This window comes from Haloarcula salina (genome assembly GCF_010119195.1).
In the GTDB taxonomy this organism is placed as follows: Archaea; Halobacteriota; Halobacteria; order Halobacteriales; family Haloarculaceae; genus Haloarcula; species Haloarcula salina.
The window spans coordinates 301,423-323,733 of sequence record NZ_WRXL01000002.1 but is presented as its reverse complement, the minus strand read 5'-3'; the positions used below and the strand labels follow the sequence as shown (position 1 = coordinate 323,733).

Annotated in this window: 22 protein-coding genes; 15 read left to right on the top strand and 7 right to left on the bottom strand. The window is 67.4% G+C overall.

Going from position 1 to position 22,311, the window contains the following annotated elements; all coding sequences use genetic code 11:
* A complete protein-coding gene (gene dnaG / locus GM656_RS06600) occupies positions 1–1,296 on the bottom strand; it encodes a DNA primase DnaG (protein ID WP_162412874.1) in 1,296 nt (431 codons plus the stop codon).
* A 115-nt stretch (positions 1,297–1,411) separates the two neighbouring features.
* Positions 1,412–2,122, bottom strand: a complete 711-nt coding sequence (locus GM656_RS06595; protein WP_162412873.1) for a sugar phosphate isomerase/epimerase family protein — start codon at positions 2,120–2,122, stop codon at positions 1,412–1,414.
* A 51-nt stretch (positions 2,123–2,173) separates the two neighbouring features.
* On the opposite strand from GM656_RS06595, the gene GM656_RS06590 reads away from it, so the two are divergent.
* The 6 genes from GM656_RS06590 to GM656_RS06565 all read left to right on the top strand — a co-directional run bounded on the left by GM656_RS06590 (position 2,174) and on the right by GM656_RS06565 (position 8,768).
* Positions 2,174–2,518 (top strand): tRNA-binding protein, encoded by a 345-nt coding sequence (locus GM656_RS06590; RefSeq protein WP_162412872.1) that lies wholly within the window; start codon positions 2,174–2,176, stop codon positions 2,516–2,518.
* Between the two features lie 75 nt (positions 2,519–2,593).
* Positions 2,594–2,812: a DUF3311 domain-containing protein gene (locus tag GM656_RS06585; RefSeq protein ID WP_162412871.1), complete on the top strand. Its 219-nt coding sequence runs from the start codon at positions 2,594–2,596 to the stop codon at positions 2,810–2,812.
* A complete protein-coding gene (locus GM656_RS06580; RefSeq protein ID WP_162412870.1) occupies positions 2,805–4,331 on the top strand; it encodes a sodium:solute symporter family protein in 1,527 nt (508 codons plus the stop codon). Before GM656_RS06585 ends, GM656_RS06580 begins: the two co-directional genes overlap by 8 nt.
* A gap of 95 nt (positions 4,332–4,426) precedes the next feature.
* Positions 4,427–4,852, top strand: coding sequence for a YgaP family membrane protein (locus GM656_RS06575; protein ID WP_162412869.1), 426 nt, complete (start codon positions 4,427–4,429; stop codon positions 4,850–4,852).
* 85 nt (positions 4,853–4,937) lie between these two features.
* A complete protein-coding gene (locus GM656_RS06570) occupies positions 4,938–5,855 on the top strand; it encodes an HFX_2341 family transcriptional regulator (RefSeq protein ID WP_162412868.1) in 918 nt (305 codons plus the stop codon).
* Positions 5,856–6,095: 240 nt separating this feature from the next.
* On the top strand, positions 6,096–8,768 hold the full coding sequence (locus GM656_RS06565) for a valine--tRNA ligase (RefSeq protein ID WP_162412867.1): 2,673 nt from the start codon (positions 6,096–6,098) through the stop codon (positions 8,766–8,768).
* Between the two features lie 59 nt (positions 8,769–8,827).
* On the opposite strand, the gene GM656_RS06560 is transcribed toward GM656_RS06565, so the two are convergent.
* A complete protein-coding gene (locus tag GM656_RS06560) occupies positions 8,828–9,319 on the bottom strand; it encodes a DUF3592 domain-containing protein (protein WP_162412866.1) in 492 nt (163 codons plus the stop codon).
* Positions 9,320–9,540: 221 nt separating this feature from the next.
* Between GM656_RS06560 and GM656_RS06555 the strand changes: the two genes are divergently transcribed.
* Positions 9,541–9,765: a hypothetical protein gene (locus GM656_RS06555; protein WP_162412562.1), complete on the top strand. Its 225-nt coding sequence runs from the start codon at positions 9,541–9,543 to the stop codon at positions 9,763–9,765.
* A gap of 48 nt (positions 9,766–9,813) precedes the next feature.
* On the opposite strand, the gene GM656_RS06550 is transcribed toward GM656_RS06555, so the two are convergent.
* Entirely contained in the window at positions 9,814–10,584 is a 771-nt protein-coding gene (locus GM656_RS06550) for a DUF1405 domain-containing protein (protein WP_162412865.1), read from the bottom strand.
* A 142-nt stretch (positions 10,585–10,726) separates the two neighbouring features.
* Here GM656_RS06550 and pdxS point away from each other — a divergent pair, with 142 nt between their 5' ends.
* Together pdxS and GM656_RS06540 are read left to right on the top strand one after the other, a co-directional pair.
* A complete protein-coding gene (gene pdxS, locus GM656_RS06545; protein ID WP_162412864.1) occupies positions 10,727–11,635 on the top strand; it encodes a pyridoxal 5'-phosphate synthase lyase subunit PdxS in 909 nt (302 codons plus the stop codon).
* Between the two features lie 83 nt (positions 11,636–11,718).
* Positions 11,719–12,918, top strand: coding sequence for a mechanosensitive ion channel family protein (locus GM656_RS06540; RefSeq protein ID WP_162412863.1), 1,200 nt, complete (start codon positions 11,719–11,721; stop codon positions 12,916–12,918).
* Here GM656_RS06540 and GM656_RS06535 read toward each other — a convergent pair.
* Positions 12,909–13,217, bottom strand: coding sequence for a hypothetical protein (locus GM656_RS06535; RefSeq protein WP_162412862.1), 309 nt, complete (start codon positions 13,215–13,217; stop codon positions 12,909–12,911). The genes GM656_RS06540 and GM656_RS06535 overlap by 10 nt on opposite strands.
* A 300-nt stretch (positions 13,218–13,517) precedes the next feature.
* Between GM656_RS06535 and GM656_RS06530 the strand changes: the two genes are divergently transcribed.
* The 3 genes from GM656_RS06530 (at position 13,518) to GM656_RS06520 (ending at position 17,203) form a co-directional block, all read left to right on the top strand.
* A complete protein-coding gene (locus tag GM656_RS06530; RefSeq protein WP_162412861.1) occupies positions 13,518–14,441 on the top strand; it encodes a sulfite exporter TauE/SafE family protein in 924 nt (307 codons plus the stop codon).
* Positions 14,442–14,590: 149 nt separating this feature from the next.
* Complete coding sequence (locus GM656_RS06525) at positions 14,591–15,175, top strand: DUF2150 family protein (RefSeq protein WP_162412860.1); 585 nt, start codon at positions 14,591–14,593, stop codon at positions 15,173–15,175.
* Between the two features lie 45 nt (positions 15,176–15,220).
* Complete coding sequence (locus tag GM656_RS06520) at positions 15,221–17,203, top strand: hypothetical protein (protein ID WP_162412859.1); 1,983 nt, start codon at positions 15,221–15,223, stop codon at positions 17,201–17,203.
* A 22-nt stretch (positions 17,204–17,225) separates the two neighbouring features.
* Here the strand turns inward: GM656_RS06520 and GM656_RS06515 are convergent, their stop codons facing one another.
* A complete protein-coding gene (locus tag GM656_RS06515) occupies positions 17,226–17,975 on the bottom strand; it encodes a CAP domain-containing protein (protein ID WP_162412858.1) in 750 nt (249 codons plus the stop codon).
* Positions 17,976–18,154: 179 nt separating this feature from the next.
* Between GM656_RS06515 and GM656_RS06510 the strand changes: the two genes are divergently transcribed.
* The 3 genes from GM656_RS06510 to GM656_RS06500 all read left to right on the top strand — a co-directional run bounded on the left by GM656_RS06510 (position 18,155) and on the right by GM656_RS06500 (position 21,575).
* Positions 18,155–18,835 carry a hypothetical protein gene (locus GM656_RS06510; protein ID WP_162412857.1) on the top strand — a complete coding sequence of 227 codons (681 nt, stop codon included), beginning with the start codon at positions 18,155–18,157 and terminating at the stop codon, positions 18,833–18,835.
* Positions 18,836–18,930: 95 nt separating this feature from the next.
* Entirely contained in the window at positions 18,931–20,268 is a 1,338-nt protein-coding gene (hmgB, locus tag GM656_RS06505; RefSeq protein WP_162412856.1) for a hydroxymethylglutaryl-CoA synthase, read from the top strand.
* A 164-nt stretch (positions 20,269–20,432) separates the two neighbouring features.
* Positions 20,433–21,575 (top strand): hypothetical protein, encoded by a 1,143-nt coding sequence (locus GM656_RS06500; protein WP_162412855.1) that lies wholly within the window; start codon positions 20,433–20,435, stop codon positions 21,573–21,575.
* Here GM656_RS06500 and GM656_RS06495 read toward each other — a convergent pair.
* Positions 21,572–22,279, bottom strand: a complete 708-nt coding sequence (locus tag GM656_RS06495; RefSeq protein WP_162412854.1) for a helix-turn-helix domain-containing protein — start codon at positions 22,277–22,279, stop codon at positions 21,572–21,574. The genes GM656_RS06500 and GM656_RS06495 overlap by 4 nt on opposite strands.
* Positions 22,280–22,311 lie beyond the last annotated feature (32 nt).

The window sequence follows — 22,311 nt, the reverse complement described above, 5'->3', positions numbered from 1 at the left end:
CTATTCGCCGGCGATGCGGACCTGGACGGCGGTCGGCTGTTTGACGTACTCGCCGTGATCCGCCGCGACGACCACGCCGACGCCGCGCTGTGCGGCGACGTCGAGCAGTTTCTGCGTGCACGTTCCGTCGACGACGACGGTCCGCGGGACCGTCTCGGCGCTCTCGACGAGCGAGACCGCGTCGTCGGCGTCGCCCTCCGCGAGCGGTTCGGCGTTCTCGTCGAGCAGTCGGACCGTTCCGCTGCCCCCGCTCACGACCGCCTCGATGTGGTCCGCGAGCGAGATCACCGACACCGCGTCGTCCGCAGATGGGTCGGCCGCGTCGCTCGCGGGAGCGGCGTCCGAGTCGACGCGCTCGTCGGGTGCGGCGGCCGAATCGGCACGTTCGCCGGTCGACGCCGCGGGCGACACCGCAGTTCCGACCGCCCCGCCGTCGGCAGTCGTCGACTCGTCCGCGCGCGAGGACTCCTCGCGAACTGCGTCGAGCGTCTCCGCGTCGGCCACGACGTCGTACGGGACCTTATCGCGCAGGGCGGTCATCACCTCGCTCCGGGAGAGGTCCTCGACGGACTTCCCGTCGGGCGCGACGGCCACGTAGTCCACGTCGCCGACCTGGGCGAGTTCCTTGAGGATGAGGTCGCCGCCGCGGTCGCCGTCGAGGAACGAGGTGACGGTCCGGTCCGCCGTCAGGTCCGCGATGGCCGCCGGCACGTCGGTGCCCTCGACGGCGACGGCGTTCTTGATACCGTACTTGAGCAACTGGAGCACGTCGGAGCGCCCCTCGACGACGACGATGGCGTCGGAGTCCATGACCCGGGGGCCGGCAGGGAGGCCCTCGTAGTCGGTGATGTCGGCGACTCGGACCTGCTGGCGGACCGTCTCGACGATGTCCTCGGTCCGCACGGACTGCTCCTCGAAGGCGTTGAGCAGTTCCGTGGCGCGCTCGACGACCTCGCGGCGCTTGGCGCTGCGGACGTCCTCGATCTCCGAGACCTGGATCTCGGCGCGACAGGGCCCCACCTGGTCGATGGTCTCCAGCGCCGCGGCGAGGATGGCCGTCTCGACCTTGTCCAGCCCGCTCGCGACGGTGATCTCGCCGAAGGACTGGCCGCCCTCGGAGCGGATCTCCACGTCGATACGACCCACCTTCTTCGAGTCCTGCAGGTCCCGCAGATCCAGTTCGTCGCCGAGCAGTCCCTCCGTCTGGCCGAACACCGCGCCGACGACGTCGCTTCGCTCGACGACCCCCGCGGCTGTGATGTCGGCGTGTATCAGATATTTCGCCGTGTCTTGCATGATTGTCCCAGTTCCCAGCCCGTCGCGGCGCGACGGACTGCTGTCACTACGCTGATGTTGGTCAGTACCGCAGAATAACCTTGCGCACCCGGCTCAGAGCGAGCGCCCGGGCCGGTTACGAGAGCAGCGCTCGCAGCCCGTCTATCCCGTTGGTGATCGCCGCCTCCGGGTCGTCGGGTTCGTCGTGCTCGAAGACGAGCCACTCGGTCCCCGCTTCGCGGGCCGCGGCGACGACGGCCTCGAGTTCGAGGACGCCGTCGCCGAGCGCGGTCGGTTCCCCCTCGGCGGTCACGTCCTTCAGGTGGACGACGGGCGCTCGCCCGTCGAGGCGGTCGAGCAGGTCGACGGGGTCGCGACCGGCCGCGCGCGCCCACCCGGCGTCCAGTTCGAAGCCCACGGAGGTCTCGTCGATGAGGCGGTCGTAGGCGGTCTCCCCGTCGAGCGCGGCGAACTCGTGGTCGTGGTTGTGATAGAGCAGCGGCCGGTCGTACGTGGCGTCGAGCGTGTCGAGCATCGTGGCCGTCGCGGCGACGGCGTCCGCGTCGGCGAAGTGGTCGACGTCGAGGTACGGGACGACGACGAAGGGGACTTCGAGCGCGTCGAGCTGTCGCGCGACGGCGCTCTGCTCGGACTGCAGGGCGTCGATACCGACGTGCGCGCCGACGACGCCGAGACCCGCGTCGTCCAGCGCGCGCCTGCTCGCGCCGGGGTCGCCGACGCCCGCGAACTCAACGGCGTCGTAGCCGGCGGCCGCGACGCGGTCGAGGACCGCCGAAAGCGGTTCGCGGAGCGTCCGGAGCGTCCAGAGCTGAATGGCGGTCTGCATACCTCGTCTGAGAGCGCCGCAGTGAAATAACTGGACGGATAAGCCGCGGATATGGGATTCACCGAATCGACGATCGACCCCGCACGGTTCCTCGAAGACGTCGAGATGCGCGTCGGCGAAATCGTCGACGTGGAGCGGTTCCCGGAGGCCCGCAAGGACGTCTACAAGCTCACCGTCGACTTCGGCGACGAGACCCGCCAGTCCGCCGCCGGGCTGACCGACGTGTACGAGCCCGACGACCTCCTCGGGTCACAGGTCGTCGCCGTCGTCAACCTCGGGACCGTCTCGGTCGCCGGCTTCGAGAGCGAGTGCCTGGTCACCGGCGTCGACAGCGACGAGGGCGTCGTCCACCTGACGCCCGAGCGCGACGTGGAACCCGGCACGCGCGTCTATTGAAGAACATATTTCTTCAGAGAAGCTCCGTGAAGAATCGTCACCGATTAATACCGGTAGTGACTAGCATGAGCAACTATGAGTCGCGCTCGAGTCGTCGGGTGGGCCGTCGTCGCACTCGTGCTGATGGCACTGGCCGTGCCGTGGTTCCTGTGGGACAGCGCACGTCTCGCGTTCGGTCTGCCGCTGTGGCTGTGGTGGCACGTCGGCTGGATGGCGCTGGCGAGCGTCGTCTTCGCCGTCTTCGCGCGGACGGACTGGGGCGTCGGCGTCGAGGGGGTTGGCCGCCGTGGCTGACACCGCGCTCCAACTGGGCATCGTCGGGGCGTACATGGTCCTCGCGCTCGCCGTGGGCGCGGTCGCGTACCGGCTGACCGAGCGCACCGCCGAGGACTACTACCTCGCGAGCCGGACGCTCGGGACCGTCGTCCTCCTGTTCACCACCTTCGCCACGCTGCTGTCGGCCTTCACCTTCTTCGGCGGCCCCAACATCGCCTACAGCGCCGGCCCCGAGTGGATCCTCGTCATGGGGCTGATGGACGGCATCATCTTCGCCGTCCTCTGGTACGTGCTGGGGTACAAGCAGTGGCTCGTCGGTAAGCGCCACGGCTACGTCACGCTCGGGGAGATGCTTGGCGACCGCTTCGGGTCGACCGCGCTCCGGGTCGTCGTGGCCGCGGTGAGCCTGTTCTGGCTGTTCCCGTACGTGATGCTCCAGCAGAAGGGCGCAGGCCAGGCCATCGTCGGCCTCACGGACGGCGCGGTCCCGTTCTGGGTCGGCGCGGGCGGTATCACGCTGTTCATGATCCTCTACGTCGCGCTCTCGGGGATGCGCGGCGTCGCCTGGACCGACACGCTCCAGGGCCTGTTCATGCTCTCGCTCGTCTGGGTCGCCGTCGCGTGGGTGCTCTCGGCCGTCGGTGGCGCGGGCGCGGCGACCGACCTGCTCGCGAACGAGAAGCCGGCGTTCGTCGCGCTCGGCGGGGGCCTCTACACGCCGCAGTACGTCGTCTCGACGGCGGTGAGCATCGCCTTCGGCGTGACGATGTTCCCGCAGATCAATCAGCGGTTCTTCGCCGCCGGCTCCAAGCGCGTCCTCAAGCGGACCTTCGCGCTGTGGCCCGTCCTCGTCCTCCTCCTGTTCGTCCCCGCGTTCATGCTCGGCGCGTGGGCGGCCGGCCTCGGCGTCGCGGTGCCGGAGGGCGGCAACGTCATTCCGGCGCTGCTGGGCGAGTACACCCCGACGTGGTTCACCGCCCTGGTCATCGCCGGCGCGATGGCCGCGATGATGTCCTCCAGCGACTCGATGCTCCTCTCGGGGTCGTCGTACCTCACCCGCGACCTCTACCGACCGCTGACGGGCCGGGGCGACGCCAGCGACGAGCGGACCGACCGCCGCGAGGCGCTCGTCGCCCGCGTGGGCGTGGTCGTCTTCGCGACGCTGTCGTTCGTCGCGAGCCTCTACACGCCGGGGACGCTCGTCCAGATCGGTGACACCGCTTTCAGCGGGTTCGCCCAACTGACCGTCCCCGTCGCGCTGGCGCTGTACTGGCGGGGCACCACCCGCTCGGGGATGTACGCCGGCGTCCTCGGCAGCCAGGCGTTCTACACCCTGCACGTGTTCCCGATCGTGTCGACGCTCGCGGGGCTGGTCGGCGTCGAGGTGGCCCTGCCGACGGCGTATCTCGGCTGGACGCCGGGCGTCGTCGGTATCCTCGTCGGTCTCGTGCTGACGGTCGCCGTCTCGCTGGTCACCTCGCCGGCCGCCACGGAGAACCGCACGGCCTACGCCGTCTCCGGGGTCGAGAGCGATTGAGCGATATGAACCACAGACCTGCCGAACCGCTCGACGGCGGTCGCCGCCGTGCCGACATGTAAACCTACAAAAGCATCCGGCCCAATAGTGGGGGTATGGACTCCAAGGAAAACGTCGGCGGGCGCGACCGCCTGCTCCGAGCGGCACTGGCAGTCGTCCTGACGATCGTCTCCGTCCGCTGGCTCAAGAGCGGCAAGCGCAAGCGCGGCCTCCTCGCGGGCGTCGGCGCGCTCGGCCTCGGCTTCAACGCGACGACCGGCTACTGCGGCGTCAACGAGTCTCTCGGCGTCGACACCACCGCCGGGGACGACGAGGACGACCCCTTCGAGATCGACGAGACCGACGACGACGCGACCGAAGTCGACGTGGACTTCACGACTGCCGACGACACCGACGCGCAGTCCGTCAACGCCCGCTCGAACGGAGCGCTGACCTGTGCCGTCTGTGACGAGCCCATCGTTCCCGGCCAGCGACGCGGCCCCAACGACGCGGGCGCGACCGTCCACGAGAGCTGCGAGTAAGTCCCGCGTCGGCGCGAGATCCGTCGCGCCGACCGGCCGCGGCGAGTCTGGTGCTTTTTATTACCGCCGCGCCTCCGTGTCAGGTATGCAGACCCACATCGTCCCGGTCGGCTTCGATTACGACCGGCTCATCGCGCCGCTCGTGCGCGAGCAACTCGACGTGGACCGCGTCATCCTGCTGGAGGGCGCGGTCGGGAGCGAGGCCAACGTCGAGTACTCGCGCAACCTCGCGAAGAAACTGGAGAAGGACTACCGGAACCTACTGGGGGCCGAGACGGAGCAGTTCGTGGTCGACGACGTGTACGACTACGACGAGGCCTTCGAGCAGGCCTTCGAGCTCATCAACGCCGAGCTCGACGCGGGCAACGAGGTGTGGGTCAACGTCTCGGCGATGCCCCGGACGGTCTCCTTTGCCTTCGCCACCGCGGCCCACTCTATCATGGTCGAGCGCGAGGGGGACCGCGAGCGCATCCACACCTACTACACGGTCCCCGAGAAGTACCTGGAGACCGAGCTCGCCGAGGAACTTCGCAAGCAGACCGCGATGCTGGAGGACTTACAGACCGGCGAGAACGTCTCCGAGCGCGTCGACGAGCGCCTCGAAACCGCCCGCGACCTCCTCGACGAGTTCGACGAGCGCGGGACCACCATCGGCGCGAAGGAGATCGACGGCTCGCACATCGTCGAACTGCCCGTGGCCTCCTTCTCGAACGTCAAGCCCTTCGAGGAGGTCATCCTGTTCACGCTGGGCGAGCACGGCGAGTTCGAGTCCGTCTCCGAACTGGCCCAGGAGCTGGCCCGCGACATGGGCGAGGAGTACACCGACTCCTTCCGCTCGAAGGTCATCTACAACGTCGACCGCCTCGGCCCCGGCGGGAAGGGCTACATCGAGCAGGAGGAACACGGCAAGTCCTACCGGACGACGCTCTCGCGCATCGGCGAGCTGTGGGTGCGGGCACACAGCGCCGAGGACCGCGAGCGTCGCGAACCGGACCTGACCTGATCTGAGTCGGTGCGCGGGCCGAGACCGAAGGCGTGACTCGCCGCCGAAAACCGAAGTCGTTAATCCCGCCCTCGGCCGAGTACTGACCAGATGGTGCGTCGACTCTCGCAGACGCTGGTTCTCGCTCCGGTCGGTGTAGGGGTTCCCACGCCCCACACCACCCCCACCACTCGACGCACGCACCGCTGACAACCGCGCCGCAGTCCACCGCTATCCGGGCGCTACGCCCACCGTTCGAACATGAGTGACACACAGGACCCACCGCAGGAGGAATCGACCGCAGACCAGCAAACCGACGCCCTCGACGGGGAGTACGACCCCCGCGAGGTAGAGCCCGAGTGGCAAGAGCGCTGGGTCGCCGACGGGACCTACGCCTACGACGAGGACGCCGACACCCGCTTCACCATCGACACGCCGCCGCCGACGGTGTCCGGGAACCTCCACATGGGCCACCTCTATCAGTTCACCCTGCAGGACTTCGTCGCCCGCTACCACCGGATGGCCGACGACACCGTCTACTTCCCCTTCGGCTACGACGACAACGGCATCGCCTCGGAGCGTCTGACCGAGCGCGAACTCGGCATCCGCCACCAGGACTTCACCCGCCGTGAGTTCCAGGAGAAGTGCCGCGACGTCTGCACGGAGTACGAAGACGAGTTCACGCAGGACGTGCAGTCGCTCGCCATCTCCGTCGACTGGGACAACACCTACAAGACCATCGCGCCGAACGTCCAGCGCGTCTCCCAGCTGTCCTTCCTCGACCTCTACGAGAAGGGCCGCGAGTACCGCCAGCGCGCGCCGACCATCTGGTGTCCCGACTGCGAGACGGCCATCTCGCAGGTCGAACAGGAGGACAAGGACAAGTCGACGCTGTTCAACGACATCGCCTTCGACCTCGTGGAGACGGGCGAGGGTCCCGCAGACGACGGCGCGACGTTCACCATCTCGACCACCCGGCCGGAACTGCTCCCCGCGTGCGTCGCCGTCTTCGTCCACCCCGAGGACGACGACAATCAGCACCTCGTGGGCGGGACGGCACGCGTCCCCATCTTCGAGCAGGAGGTCCCCATCATCGCCGACGAGCGCGTCGACATGGAGACCGGCAGCGGCATCGTGATGTGCTGTACGTTCGGCGACCAGAACGACATCGAGTGGTACCAGGCCCACGACCTGCCGCTCCGCCTCGCCATCGACGAGTCCGCGACGATGACCGACCTCGCCGGCGACTACGCGGGGATGCACACCACCGAGGCCCGCGAGGCCATCATCGAGGACTTGGACGAGGAGGGGGCGCTGCTGGAGAGCCGCGACCACGACCACACCGTCCAGGTCCACGAGCGCTGCGAGGAGGAGGTCGAGTACCTCGTCACCGAGCAGTGGTACATCGAACTGCTCGACAAGAAGGAGGAGTACATCGAGGCGGGCCGCCAGATGAACTGGTTCCCCGAGAAGATGGTCACCCGGTACGAGCACTGGATCGAGGGCCTGGAGTGGGACTGGTGCATCTCGCGCCAGCGCGACTCCGGCATCCCGATCCCGGTGTGGTACTGCGACGACTGCGGCGAGCCGGTGCTGGCCGAGCGCGACCGGCTCCCCGTCGACCCGCTGTCGGACGACCCGCCGGTGGATAGCTGTCCCGAGTGCGGCCACGACTCGCTGACGCCCGAGGAGGACGTCTTCGACACGTGGGCAACGTCGTCGCTGACCCCCCTCGTGAACGCCGGCTGGGACTGGGACGACGACGCGGGAGAGTTCGCCTGGGACAACCCCGAGCTGTACCCCTTCGACCTGCGCCCGCAGGGCCACGACATCATCTCGTTCTGGCTGTTCCACACCGTCGTCAAGTGCTACGAGCACACCGGCGAGGTCCCCTTCGAGAACGTGATGATCAACGGGATGGTGCTGGACGAGAACCGCGAGGCGATGTCGAAGTCCAAGGGCAACGTCATCCCGCCCAGCGAGGTGCTGGAGCAGTTCCCGGTCGACGCCGCCCGCTACTGGGCCGCCGGCACGTCCATCGGGGACGACTTCCCGTACAAGGAGGGCGACCTGGAGGCCGGCGAGCGCCTGCTTCAGAAGCTCTGGAACGCCTCGCGGCTGGTCGACCAGCTCACGCCCGCAAGTCAGCCCGACGAGCCAGCGGATTTGGCCGCGGTCGACGAGTGGTTGCTGGCCGAACTGGACGCGACCGTCGAGTCGGTCACAACAAAGTTCGAGGAGTACGAGTTCTCGAAGGCCCGGAACGAACTCCGCTCGTTCTTCTGGAACACGTTCTGTGACGACTACCTCGAAATCGCCAAGCAGCGACTTTCAAATGGAGGAGACGCCTCGACCGAGTTCACGCTCCTGCAAGCCCACCGGACCTTCTTGCAGCTGTTCGCGCCGTTCCTGCCCCACATCACCGAGGAACTGTGGGAGCGCGTCTACAACGAGGACGGGTCGGTCCACACGACCGACTGGCCGACCGCGGGCGGCTACGACGCCGACCTCGAAGCAGGCGAGACGGCGATGGAGGTCGTCTCCGCGCTCCGCCGGTACAAGACCGAGAACGGCCTGCCGCTGAACGCCGACCTCGACCACGTCGAGGTGTACGGCCACGTCGCCGGGTTCGAGGACGCGATCGCCGAGGCCATGCACGTCGCGACGCTGGAGGCCCACGACGAAGCGCCGGAGATCACCACCGAGGTCAGCGGCATCGACCTCGATTACTCGCTGGTCGGCCCCGAGTTCGGGAACGAGGTCGGCGCGATCGACGCCGCCATCGAGGACGGCGACTACGAGATCGACGGCGACGAACTCCGCGTCGCCGGCGTCGCGCTCACCGACGAGATGTTCGCCGTCGAGGAGACCCGCACCTACTCCGGCGAGGGCGAGATGACCGAGACCGAGAGCGCCGTCGTCGTCGTTCGGTAAGCCCGGCCGGCGTTCGAAAGCCGACCCGGTTGGCAGTCACGAGAGCGGCGATTTCTCGCTCACAGGTGTCTCACCGCGGAGACGCCGCTGAAGATGACGAAGAACAGGCCGATACCGACGGCGAACAGCGGCGCGTTCGATTCCTGGTGCTTCAGATAGGCGTCGTCGGGGTCGCCGGGTGGCACGTACACCGTCACGGTGGTCCCGGTCTCGTACCCGTCCAGGACCGACCGGGCCGCGTCCTCCGTATCGTACGTCGGGGCGATGTTCGCTGGGAAGACGTTCGTGCTCGTGTAGGCGGTCCCGTCGTACTCGTACGTGTATCGGACCGTCGGCCGGTGGCTGACACCGGACCGTCGCCCGCCGGAACTGGTTTCGACGCCCTTCTCGACGAGTTCGCCGTCGACTTCGACGGCGTTCGTGAGGGCGTCCGACTGCTGGGCGTAGTCGTAGGCTCCGTATCCGGTCACCAGCAGGCCGACGAGCACCAGGAGTACCGCCCCGCGGAGCGTCTCCGGACCGTTGATCGAAAATCCCGTGATCTCAGGCATTCGAATCACTCCGCCTGGTTCCGTGAAGACTGCGTTCGGCGCGTTGCGGCTGCAACCGTACAGCGTGGTGGATGGAGGGCACACCAGGGCGTCCGAAACGTCGCCGGAATAATCTTCTGGTCGCCCGTCTCGCGGGCTGTGGACACGGCGACCCCGAAGCGAGCGGTCGGTAAAGCGGGTCGAGGACCGGGGCGAGTCTCGTCGCCCTCGTCGGTCCCTCGATGACCGCCACCAGTACCATCAAGGCGCGCGGCGTGGTCGATTCCACCATGCGAACGGAGGAGACCATCCGGGACCGCATCGAGGCGCTCCGAGACGAGTACGACAGCCACGACCCGCCGTCGACGGAGCTGGAGGACGAGGCCGAGGTCGCGATACTGCGCGCCATCGAGGAACTGGAGTGGGTCCTCGACGAGCGCGACGCCGACGAGGGGTTCACGACCTGACGTGACGGCGGAGTGCGAACCGAGAACCGACCGAGCCGCGACGGACGCTCACGACCGACGCTTCACTTTCTCGACGCGTGTCGCGAGCGCGAAGAACGTCGCGAGGAGCGTCAGCACGACGGCCCACCCGGCGGCGAGGTCGTGAGCGAGGACCGTGTGGTCGAACTGCCCGGCGGCGACGAGCGGCTCGGCGCGCAGCCAGGTGTGGTGTGGCCCGCCGAGCACGGGCACGAAGTAGTCGACCACGTCGTTGAGGCCGTACCAGAACAGGGCGACGGCGACGGCCGGGACGGAAAAGGTCGCATAGCGGTGGATGAGAAACGCCTCAAGCGCCATCGCGAGATGGCTCAGGATCAGGAACCAGTAGAGCCACGGGGCGATGCCGCCGGGGCCGTTGAGGACGAGCTGGACGAACGGCGTCCACAGGCCCAGCTTGATGCAGCCGAAGAAGCCGAGCATGTGGAGCCACTGTGCGTCCCAGTCGAGCCGCCAGGCGACCAGCGAGAGCCCGATGAACATCGTCGCCGCGGGCGAGTCGGGAATCAGCGGATAGGCGGCGATTGGCGCCGCGCCGAGCTGTCCCTCGACGAGCGGCGGCGCGGCCTCAAGCGGTCGGCCGGCGTAGTACCAGAAACCGAACAGCGTCCCGACGAGGTTGACGAGGGCGACGGGCCAGGCCAGCCGCAGCCCGACGTTCTCCAGCCACTCCGGCAGTGGCGCGACGTAGCGCGGTAGCCCCTCGGCATCGGGCGGTTCGCGTCCGAACAGCCGGGCGACGGCCGCGTCGATGCGCCCACCGACGCCCTCGTCAGTAGCCATGTCGAGGCAGTGGGGAGAGGCGATGAAAACGGTAGTGGTCTCAGCCGCTCGGACGCTCGGTGCGCGCCTCGGCGAGTCGCCGTGACCGGGCCCGCCGGCGGAAGGACACGCGTTAAGTAAATCCAGTTCTAACCCGCAGATAATGGCTGAAGCTACCGATCTGGAGGACCTCCGCCGCGGTACTGACCTCGTCAAGCGCGGCTTCGCGAAGATGCAGAAGGGGGGCGTCATCATGGACGTCGTCACCCGCGAGCAGGCCCGCATCGCCGAGGACGTGGGCGCGGTCGCGGTGATGTCGCTGGAGGCCGTTCCGGCCGACATCCGCAAGCGCGGCGGCGTGGCCCGGATGGCCGACCCGGCCGAGGTCGAGGAGATCATCGACGAGGTGTCGATCCCCGTGATGGGCAAGTCCCGCATCGGCCACACCAAAGAGGCCCAGATTCTGGAAGCCACGGGCGTCGACATGATCGACGAGAGCGAGGTGCTCACCCCCGCCGACGATCGCTACCACATCGACAAGCGTGAGTTCACCGCGCCGTTCGTCTGCGGCGCGCGCAACCTCGGCGAGGCGCTGCGACGCATCGACGAGGGCGCGGCGATGATCCGTACGAAGGGCGAGGCCGGTACGGGCGACGTGAACCAGGCCGTTCACCACCAGCGCAACATCAAGGGCTCGATCCGCGAGCTCGAAGGCGCGAGCTACGAGGAGCGCGAGAAGTGGGCCCGCGAGAACGAAGCCCCCGCCGAACTCGTCCACGAGACCGCCGAGATGGGCCGCCTCCCCGTCGTGAACTTCGCCGCCGGCGGCATCGCCACGCCGGCCGACGCGGCGCTGATGATGCACCACGGCTGTGACGGCATCTTCGTCGGCAGCGGCATCTTCGGCGCGGAGGACCCCGAAACGATGGGCACCGCCGTCGTCGAGGCCGTCAACAACTGGGACGACCCCGAGGCGCTCGCCGAGATCAGCAAGGACATCGGCAGCGGCATGAAAGGCGACGCGAACGCCGACCTCCCCGAGGAAGAGAAGCTCCAGGGCCGCGGGGTCTGACGGGAGACGCCGGCGGATCGAGCAGAACAGTTCTTCGCTATCGAAGGCAAACACCCAAGTCCACCCACCTGCGTGTGTAGCCTATGCAGCAGTCCGAGGCGGTCGTCCAGCAGGCCAGGACGATTCTGGAGCAGCTGACCTCGACCGAGGGACGGCTCGTGGTCAGCGCGGGCGTCCTCGTGGTGACGGCGCTCGTTGCGATCCTCGTTCTTCCGCTGGCGATTCGCCAGCTCCGCCGAGCGCTGACCTCGCGCTACATGACCGGGCAGGTCGGCGAGACGGTGGACATCGTCGGCGACTACATGCCGACCTCGTTCTCGGGTGTGGTCCTCCGCCTCGGGCAAGTGACCGTCCTGCTGGGCTCTGTCTTCGCGCTGTTGATCGTCTGGGGGCTGTTCGAGTGGGCCATCGCGATGGTCGACATCGTCTCCTCGGCCGTGCCGGACCTGTTCAAGGCCGGGCTGACGCTACTGCTGCTCCTGTTGAGCTTCGCGGCCTCCGAGCAGCTCAAGAAGGCGGTGTCACAGCTCGGCGACGGCTCTGACCGTATCACCGAACACCAGGAGGAGATCATCCTCCGGGTGGGACAGGTAGCGCTGTTCGTCACCGTCGTGGCCAGCGCACTCACGTTGTGGGGGATCAACCTCAGCGGACTGCTGGTCGGGGCGGGCTTTCTCGGCATCGTCGTCGGTTTCGCGGCCCGGCAGACGCTCGGGTCGCTCATCGCCGGGTTCGTGCTGATGTTCTCGCGGCCCTTCACGATCGGCGACTGGGTGCAGATCGGCGACAACGAGGGCATCGTCACCGACATCACCATATTCAACACGCGGCTCGAGAACTTCGACGGGGAGTTCATCATCATCCCCAACGACAGGGTCGGCGACCGGGCCGTCACGAACCGTAGTCGGAAGGGACTTCTCCGGCTCACAATCGACGTCGGCGTCGACTACGACGCGGACGTGGACCGAGCGATGGACCTCGCTCTCGAAGCGATGGCGGACATCGAACACGTCGTCGAGTCGCCGGCCCCCGACGTGGTTCCGAAGTCCTTCGGCGACTCCGCCGTCGTCATGGAGTGTCGCTTCTGGATCGACCATCCCACGCCGCCCCGGAAGTGGCGAGCAGTCTCAGCGGTGGTTCGAGGCATCAAAGACGCCTTCGACGACGAGGGGATCACGATTCCCTTCCCCCAGCGGACCCTCTCGAACCGCGAGGGCGCGCTGCTCGACGAGGAACTGGAACTCAGCGCCACGATGCGATCCGACGGCGACGCTCAGTCGTAGAGACCGTCCAGGAGCAGTCCCAGGCCGAGAAGCCAACAGCCGAGGAGTGTCCCGAGCGCGCCGGCGTGGAACAGCACCGTGAGCCCGCGCCCCGCCAGCACTGGCCCCTGCATGGCAGCCGCTGCCGTCGTCAGCGCGGCCGACGGCGACGCCGCCTGCATGGCCAGACCCGTGAACGCGACGAGCGCGAGCGGGAGCGTCACGGCGACCAGCGCGAGTCCGACACGCTCCGCCAGCGCCGCGGCCGTGACCGGATCGGTGGGGTCGCCGTAGCGACGGGTCGACTGACGCTGTGCCATGTGGTGACATAACATCCTCTGACGCCATAAAGCCACGGGCGTCGCTCGGCGAACCGGGCGGGCGGCAGAGCGGTTGCCCCGTGTCTCGGCGCACGTCGATGAGAATATTGCCCGAATCTATGACGGATAGATCTGGCCGAATTCCCGATCCCAGGCGCTATCGGACCCGCGTATCGCCGGTTCGCTCGTCGCGGTTCGACGCGAGTTGCTGTCGATCTCTCCGCGATAGCCGGAGGGTTAGGGCCCGGTCGCTAGGCTCCGGCGAGCGCGGGCCCGCCGCGGGCCCCACAGCGCAGAGTCATGAGTTCATCAGAGTCCCACATCGACGTCGAACAGTTCGCTTCGAATCTCGTCGAGTTCCGGTATCGCGAAGTGATGATGGCCGTCGCGACCCTGGCCGTCGTCGTCGGCTCGGTCGTCTTTTTCCCCGGGTTCGACGATCTGAGCACGGGACTCCGGTCCGACCTGTCGCTCGGACTGCTCGCGGCGTTCGTCCTCGTGGCCATCGTCGCCGGCGTCGTCAAGGGGATGCTCGGGTTCGGGTACGCGCTCATCACGACCCCGATATTCGCCTCGGTGATCGACCCGACGGTCGCCGTCGCCGTGCTGGCGATTCCGCCGTGGATGCTCAACATGTTCCAGATCGGCGAGACCGACACCGGACTGGCGTTCGTCCGCGAGGAGTGGGTCCTGCTCCTCATGGCAATCGTCGGCTCGGTCCTCGGCGTCGTCTTCCTCGCGGAGTTCAGCACCGGGCCGATCGTCCCCTTCCTGATCGGGCTCGTGATACTCGGGTACGTCGTCTTCCAGCTCGTACAGGACTTCGTGACCGTCGATCGCACGCACAACCCCATCGCAGTGAGCACGGCCGGCTTCCTCGAAGGGTTCCTGCTGGCCGTCGCCAACCTCGGTCCGCTGCTTCCGGCCTACTTCCATACCTTCGAGCGCGACACCGAACGGTACATCGGCGGCCTCTCGATGGTTCTCGGTGCGATATTCACCGTCAGAATCGTCCAGATGGCCCTGTTTACCGACCTCCTGACGCCCTATCGACTCTGGCTCGGCTCGGTCATCGCGGTCGTGACGATCGTCGGCCTCCTCCTCGGGACGTACCTCCGTCGCATCGAGATCGACGAACGGCGGTTCAACCGATTCGTCGTCGCCCTGCTGTTCGTGATCTCGCTCAACATCTTTCGGAACACCGTTCCGGCGCTGTTGTTCTGATTCCGGGCGGTCGAGAGGTGCGTCCCAGCGGACCGAAGGTCCGGGATCGGCCGTCCGTCGCCGTGAGTTGCCGGTTCGCGGTTCAGACGACACAGTGACCGTGGAACGCCGGTCGAAACTACTATCCCCAACGGGACGAACGGAGTGGTATGAGCACTCCGCCGGGGGAGTATTACACCGAGGAACGCTGGCAGAACTGGCTCGACCGCATCGACGAGGAAGACGTCGACCCTGAAGACGAGGACTCCGCGCGCCTCCTGTTGAACCTGCAGGACGACGCCGCCATCGCGGTCGCGAAGATCATCACCGACTACGAGGACGACACGCTCGACGAGGAGACGACCCTCGACGAGCTGGCGGGGGTCCGAAGCATCGTCCTCGACGACATCGATATCGACGACGAGGAGACGCTGATGCTGATCGACGGCGTCCAGACCTCGCTGCTGTGCGTGTTCTACGCCGCCGAGGAGTACGTCGCGGAGGGCGTCGCGGCCGACGCCACCGTCGCCGACTACATCGAGGCCGCGGCCGACGCCGAGGCAGAAGAGGACTTAGACGCCGCACTCGGCTACTGCGTGCAGGCCGGGACACAGATAATCGACGGCGAGGACCTCCCGATGGAGGTCGCCGAGGAACTGGAGTACGGGCTGGTCTCGGAGTGGGTCAACGGACTCGACAGCCTGCAGACCGCGATGAGCGACCCCGAGGTCGTCGAAGAGGAAGACGAAAGCTGATAATTGCGCAGTCAGCTTTTTATCACCGACTCCGCAACTGACGGCATGGATTTCACGGGCGACGAGCGCGGCCAGTCGGTCCAGATCGGGGCCGTGTTGCTGTTCGCCGTGCTGATACTCGCTTTTTCCTCGTATCAGGCGTTCGTCGTCCCGGAACAGAACCGCGAGGTGGAGTTCAACCACAATCAGCAGGTGCAGTTCCAGCTCCAGGACCTTCGAAACGCCGTCGTCTCGCAGTCCGGTGGCGGATCGCTGACCGCGGTGTCGGTGACGCTCGGGACGAACTACCCGAGTCGCGCGGTCGCGGTGAACCCCGGTCCGCCGTCCGGGTCGCTCCGAACGAACGGCACGGCGACCGACGCGGTCAATCTGACGGTCCGAAACGCGACGGTGACCGGCGAGACGGGCGACTTCTGGAACGTCACGACTCAGCCAGGACAGGGTCGCGTCTACTCGACGGGGAGCATCGTGTACGACCCGTCGTACAACGTCTATACGACGCCGCCACAGACGGTGTACGACCAGACGATGCTGTACAACGATTTCCGGACCGCACAGCTCACGATGGCGAACCAGTCGCTCGTGGACGGAACGCAGATCTCACTCGTCACGCTCAACGGCTCGCTCGACCGCGCCTCGTCCGGGAGCGTGTCGGTCGACGTGCGGCCGATCAGTAGCTCCACGCGCGAGGTCCAGATCGACGCCCCCGACGACGACTCGCCGATCACGCTCCTGCTCGTCACCAGACGCGCTCCGGCACAGTGGGAGTTCCTGGAGACCACCCAGTCGAAGGTCACCGCGGTCGAAGACGCGCCGACGCCCGCACCGCCGGGCTACCACACGGTGCTCGTGAAGCTTGACCCCGGCGAGACGTACCAGCTACAGATGACGAAAGTCGGTGTCGGGAACCGGCGAACGTCAGAGCCAGTCGCGTATCTCACGGACATCGAGGGGGACGGGAAGACGGTCTCACGCGGCGAGACGACCGAACTCGTTCTGGAGGTCCGGGACGCGTACAACAATCCGACTGTCAGGGAGAGCATCACGGTTGAAGGAGGTGTCGACGGCGGAAGTGGCGGGAGCCTCGACCGGAACGAAGCGACGATCAACGGCGACGGTCGGGTCACCTTCGAGTACCAGACCAGCGACTCCACGCCGCTCGGGACGAACCAGTTGAACTTCAGTATCCAAGGTCTCGACGGCACGTTCGACGGGTCGACCCCCGAAAACGTGTCGATGGACGTGTCGGTCACCGATGGCGGCGGCGGGTCCGACGGCGGCTCCGGAAACAGCGGCCTCATCTACAACGAGGACGCGGTCGCGGTCGCGAGCGACGGCTCGACCGAGAGCGGGGTCCGGTTTACCGTCACCAACGAAGTCGGCGAGAGCATCGAGATCACGACGGTCGCGATCGATCCCGTAGACGACGACATCGACTACCTCAGCGACACGGTCAGCAACTACCTTCCCCCGGCTCCCCAGCGGAACGAACTGTACATCGAAGCGGACACCGACGGCCACACTGACTTCGGCGGCGGAGCCGATATCCCGCGGACGGTGGACGTCGACGACGACGGCGACCTGAACGGCCAGAACCCGGTGATGTCAGACACGTCGAGTGCGACGTTCCACCTGTTCGAGTTCGAACGGTTCGGGAGCCGGACGGACATGAGCGGCGAGAGCGTCACGATAACGGTGACCTACGAGCGGGCGAGCGGCGGCACGGGCTCGAAGATGTTCACGGTCACCCCCGGCGGTGCGAGCGAGAGTCAGCGACCGAACGCCGAGTTCACGATCTCCTCCGACGGACCGCAGTCGAACGACAAGTGGGACTTCGACGCCGGTTCGTCCAGCGACCCACAGGGAGACAGTCTGGACTACGAGTGGGACTTAGACGGAGACGGACTCTTCGACGACGAGACGGGCCAGACCCTACAGAGCGAAAAAGTGTCGTCCGGTACGACGGTGTCGCTCCGGGTCGTCGATCCCGCGGGGAACGCGGACACCATTCGAAAGGACGTTCCGTAACCCGGTCGCGCCGTCCCCGAACTTAGCAGAGCACGACGGTGACGTAGACGACGCCGTCGGCGGTCGCCGCGCCCACGCCGACGTGGTTCACGTTTTGCATGTACAGCGTATCGCGCGGCCCGGACAGGTCGAACCAGTAGTCGGCGACGGCGTCCGCGGTCCGGGTCGCGTTCGCGCCGTTGGGGTCGACGCTCGTGACCAGTTCGAGGTCGGTCACCGGCCTGAAGTACGCGTTCGTCCCGTGGCGCGGCCGGCACCGCTCGGCCAGGCCGGCGGCCGCGTAGCGGTCCCGGGTGTCCATGCCGCCGGCGATAGGCGAGGCGTGCCCCTGCGCGGCCATCCGTTCGCTGTGGTTGCGGGCGAGGGACGAGAGCGTTCGCCCGGTCTTCGTGTCGGTGGCGAGAGACGCGTCGACGGCGTCGTCGGCGAGCGGGTCGCCCCGACGGTCGTTGATCGCCGCGACGAGGTGGGCTTCGAAGCGGGCCTCGTCGATACCGGAGTCGGGTGCCGTCTGTGAAGCCGCTGTCGGCGTCGAGAGCGCGCGATGGGTCCCCGCAGCCCCCTCGTCGGCGTCGCCACCGGCCGCTGTTGCCACCGCCGCATCGGCCGCTTTCGGCGTCGACGGCGGCGCGCCCGTGGTTGACAGCGGCGCGGTCTTCGCCGAGTCCGCGCTGTCGGCCGCCGTCGGTCCGTCCGCGACCGAACCGACGACCAGGGGGGCGCTCACCGCCGCCAACACCACGAACCCGAGCGTAAGGAGCCACCTGTTCATGTGTGAAGTGTGTCCCGCCCCGAGAGATGACGATTCGAGAACATGTATTTGGAGGCTGATACGAGTACCGTAGGGTCGGCTTTCACTCCACAAATATGTTTGGACGAAATCGGCCCGCCGATTACCAGCGACGAAAACACGCCCGTAAACATCTTAACGGTCGGTGAGTGTCCTGAGATATGAACGACCTGTCGCGCCGCGGATTCGGGGTGGCGCTGCTCGCCGCGTTCTCTGCCGGCTGTCTCGGAACGCGTTCACGACAGGAATCAGACACGACGCCGGTCCCCGAGGCGACGGCGTCGCAGTCGCCCGCAACGCCCGAACGCGCCGAGGTTTCGACGCCCGCTGACAGTCCGCCTGCGGCCGCCGACACCGCGACGCCCCAGCCGTCCGCCTCAGCCCCGGCGGACGGGACGACGGACAGTCCCGCACGGATTCAGGTCGAGACGGAGACGCCGGAGCCAAAGACGGACAGGCGGTCGATGGAGGCCACGTTCCGGCTCGAAGAAGACACGTACCAGGACTACGGGGTCGAGTCGACCGAGCAGTTCGCGCTGACCTACGACATGATCGTCCGCCGTGGACCGCCGGTCGACGTGCTCCTGTTTACCGAGGAGGAGTACCAGGCCTTCCAGCGCGAGTACCGCGCGCGACACCTGGTGGAGGTGTCGAAGTTCCACGAGACCAACATCGCGGAGAATCGGGTCACCGTCTCGCCGGGCGCGTACCGACTGGTGGTCAACAACACGGCCTGGTCGCGCGCCATACCGTCACCGGACGAACCGTACGACGCCGTCGAGGGCGAGTGTATCGTCGATTTCTCGTTCAGCACGGAGTTAGCCGGGACAGAGAGTGGATAGCGACTGTCGGGTTTCCACGCTGTCGACCACGGTATTAGACAGCTGTCGATGCTAGAGTCGACAAACCCATATACAATCGCATTGTTCGTGCGTGTATGACTGCAGTCGGTATCGACGCCATGGAAATCCGGACCGGGAAGCTCAAACTCGACCTCGCCGAGACGTTCGCGCCGGCCCAGGGCGACGATCCGGGGAAGTACACGAAGGGGCTGGGACTGCGCGCCTCGTCGTTCCCCGACGTCTACGAGGACATCGTCACGATGGCGTCGAACGCCGCGTACCGCCTGATGGAGCGCAAGGGGCTGACGCCCGACGACATCGGTCGAATCGACGTGGCGACCGAGAGCGCCTTCGACAACTCCAAGCCGGTGTCGACGTACGTCGCCGGCTGTCTCGAACAGGTGTTCGACGAGGACTTCCACCACGCCAACAAGGGCGAGCGGAAGTTCGCCTGCATCGCCGGAACCCAGAGCCTAGACGACGCATACAACTGGATCCGCGCGGGCCGAAACCGCGGCCGCGCCGCGCTCGTCATCGCCACCGACACGGCGCTGTACGCCCGCGACGACCCCGGCGAGGCCACGCAGGGAGCCGGCGCGGTCGCCATGCTCGTCGACGAGGACCCGAGCCTGGTCGAACTCTCCGCCGAGCAGGGCTTCGGGAGCGCCGACGAGACGGACTTCCTCAAACCGAACCAGCAGTTTCCGTCGGTCGACGGCAAGCGCTCGGTGAACGTCTACCTCGCCCGCATGCGGGAGGCGCTCGACGACTTCGCAGAGGTGGCCGGCGACATCCACCCGGGCGACTACGAGATGATCCCCTTCCACACGCCCTTCCCCGGCATGGTCCGGAAGGCAGCCGCCCTGGGCTACCGACACATCGTCCGCGGGACCGACGTGGAGGACCTGCTCGCCGAGGAGATTGGCCACCAGCCGGTGCGCGAGGAGTTCGAGACCGACGACGAGTTCCACGCCGCAATCAAGGAGTACACCGACGACCTGACAGAGACGGAGCGCTACAAGGACTGGTACGCCGACGCCATCGAGCCGACGCTCGAAATCTCCCGCGAGGTCGGGAACTGGTACACCGGCTCCGTCCACATCGCCCGCGCCGCCGGCCTCAAGCACGCCCGTGAAAACGGACTCGACCTCGACGATGCCAGGCTGTTGGTCGCCTCCTACGGCTCCGGCGCGCAGGCCGAGGTCCACGCCGAGACGATCGTCCCTGGCTGGGAGGAGGAGATCGCGGCGCTGGACGTGGACACCCAGATCCGGAACCGCCACGACATCACCTTCGAGGAGTACGAGCAGATCCACGACGTGCACAACCACGACACCGACGCCGACGTGGAGGAGTTCACCCCGCCCGAGCAGGAGTTCGTCTTCGACGGCTGGGGCCGGATGGGTGAGCGGAAGTATCGGTACGTGGAGTAGCGAGGGGCGCGCGTAGCGCGGCCCTCGAACGCGAACGGGGAACGTAGTGACCCGTGAGCAGCGAGGAATCACCGAGCGACCAACGGTCGACGCCGTCCCGCTAGACTCTCGCGATTGATAGCGCGCACGCAACGCTTAAGCCGAATTTTCCGACAAGTGGCCGTATGGTCAGACGGGCGCTTCTCGCCGTGCTTGTCCTCGCCGGAGGAGCGTACGCCGGCACACTCCGACTCGGTGTAGTCGCCCCGCCGTCGCTCTCGGTGGGCGCGCTCGTCGACGCGATCGGACGCCTCCCGCGCGAGGCCCTGCTGGTCGGCGGCGCGGTACTCGGGCTCGTCACGGCCGGTGCCGTGCTGTGGCTCGCAGCGACGCTCGGCTACCGACTGTTCAGACTCGGCGCTCGTCTCGCACCCGGCGGCCCGTCGTCGCCGAAGGCCGTGTTCGCGGTCGGGAGCGTGGTTCTGCTTGCGGTCTGTTTCGGGTCGATGTTGCTTGTGCTCGGCGGGACCGGTTCGATGTGGGACAGCGACGCGGGCGCGACCGGCGTCGCGAGCGACGTCCAGCGCGCGGGGATGTCCTCGTCGATCGGCGCGGCGGTCGAAGGAGACACGGTCGCGCCGGCGAGCCTCTCGAACGCGACCGGTCGGTGTTCGCGGCCGACCGGCGTCGACAGCGACGGCGACCGGTTGCCGGACGCCTGGGAGCGAAACGAGTCGACGCCGGACGGCGCACCGCTCCCGGACGCCGACCCGGACCGCAAGGACGTCTACGTGCAACCGATCTACGCGGCCGGGGCCGAGCGGTTCACCGCGACGGAGAAGGCGCAACTGCGCCGCGTCTGGGACGAGATGCCCGTCTCGAACCCCGGCGGCGAGACGGGGATCGCGCTCCACTTCGTCGACAGGGTTCCCGACGGCGGACGGATGGAGTCGCCCATCGCGATCGCGAACGACCTCCAGCCCGTCCGAGATCGGTACTACACCCGCGAGACGATGGGCGCGGGCCGCTGTCGGTACCACCTCGTCGCGGTGGGGACGGTCGCCGGCGACTCGCTCGCGGGCTACGGAGACCGGCCCGGGTTCGTCTCGATCGTCGACGCCGAGCGCGTCCCGGCCTACAACGGCTCGGTGACCTTTCGAGTGGCGGTGACGACGCACGAACTGCTGCACAACACCGCGGGGCTGGTCGGCGGGCAGTCCCATCCGGGATCGGGCTGGCTCGGAACCGGCGGCGAGTACCTGGGCAACGAGACGAAGCGGGACCTCGACGACGGCTTCGCGCCGCCGAGAGCGTACTGGGGGCGCTAGGGGAGGGTCCGCAGGCCCCCGAGGAGGGAGTCGAGATCCATGTCGGTGATCGCCAGTGAGAAGTCGTCGATGCGCGCGAGGTCCTCGGCGTGCTCCCAGACGGCGTCGTCGTTCAGGCCGTGGAGGATGACCGCGTTGGGCGTCGGGGAGACGACCCTGAGTGCCACGAGCGGAGACTCCCCCCGGGTCACGTTCGTGAACACGAGGGCGCGGTTGGTCGACTGGCCGTACAGCTGGTAGAACTCGTCGGAGGAGAGCCGCGTGATGGCCGCGATGGAGTTGATGACGGTGTGGCCGGCGACGGTGTCCTGACTGCCCCGGAACAGTTCCTCGGCGTCGGTGGCGTCGTAGACGCGCTCCACCGGGACGTTGGCCGAGTACTCCCTGAGGTCGTGGACCACGTCGCTGTCGAAGCCGGCCGAGAGGACGCGGGCGTGCTGGCGGATGTGGTCGCCGCCCCGATTCTCGTCGATATCGAGCAGCGCGACGACGAGTCGCCTGACGACGCCGATGCCGGGGTTGTCCCGTCGGCCGCTCTCGTAGTCGGACACGACGGACGGCGACACGTCGAGTTCCTCGGCGAGTTCCGTCTGGGCCACGTCGAAGTCCGTTCGCCACTTCCGGAGGGTCGCGCCCGGTTCGTCGCTCAGCGCTACCTCGCCCGCCATCTTTTCCGCGAGATCGTCGCGCGCTCCCCCTGCCATTAGTTCACACGGTGGCGTGTCTCGAATAAAAG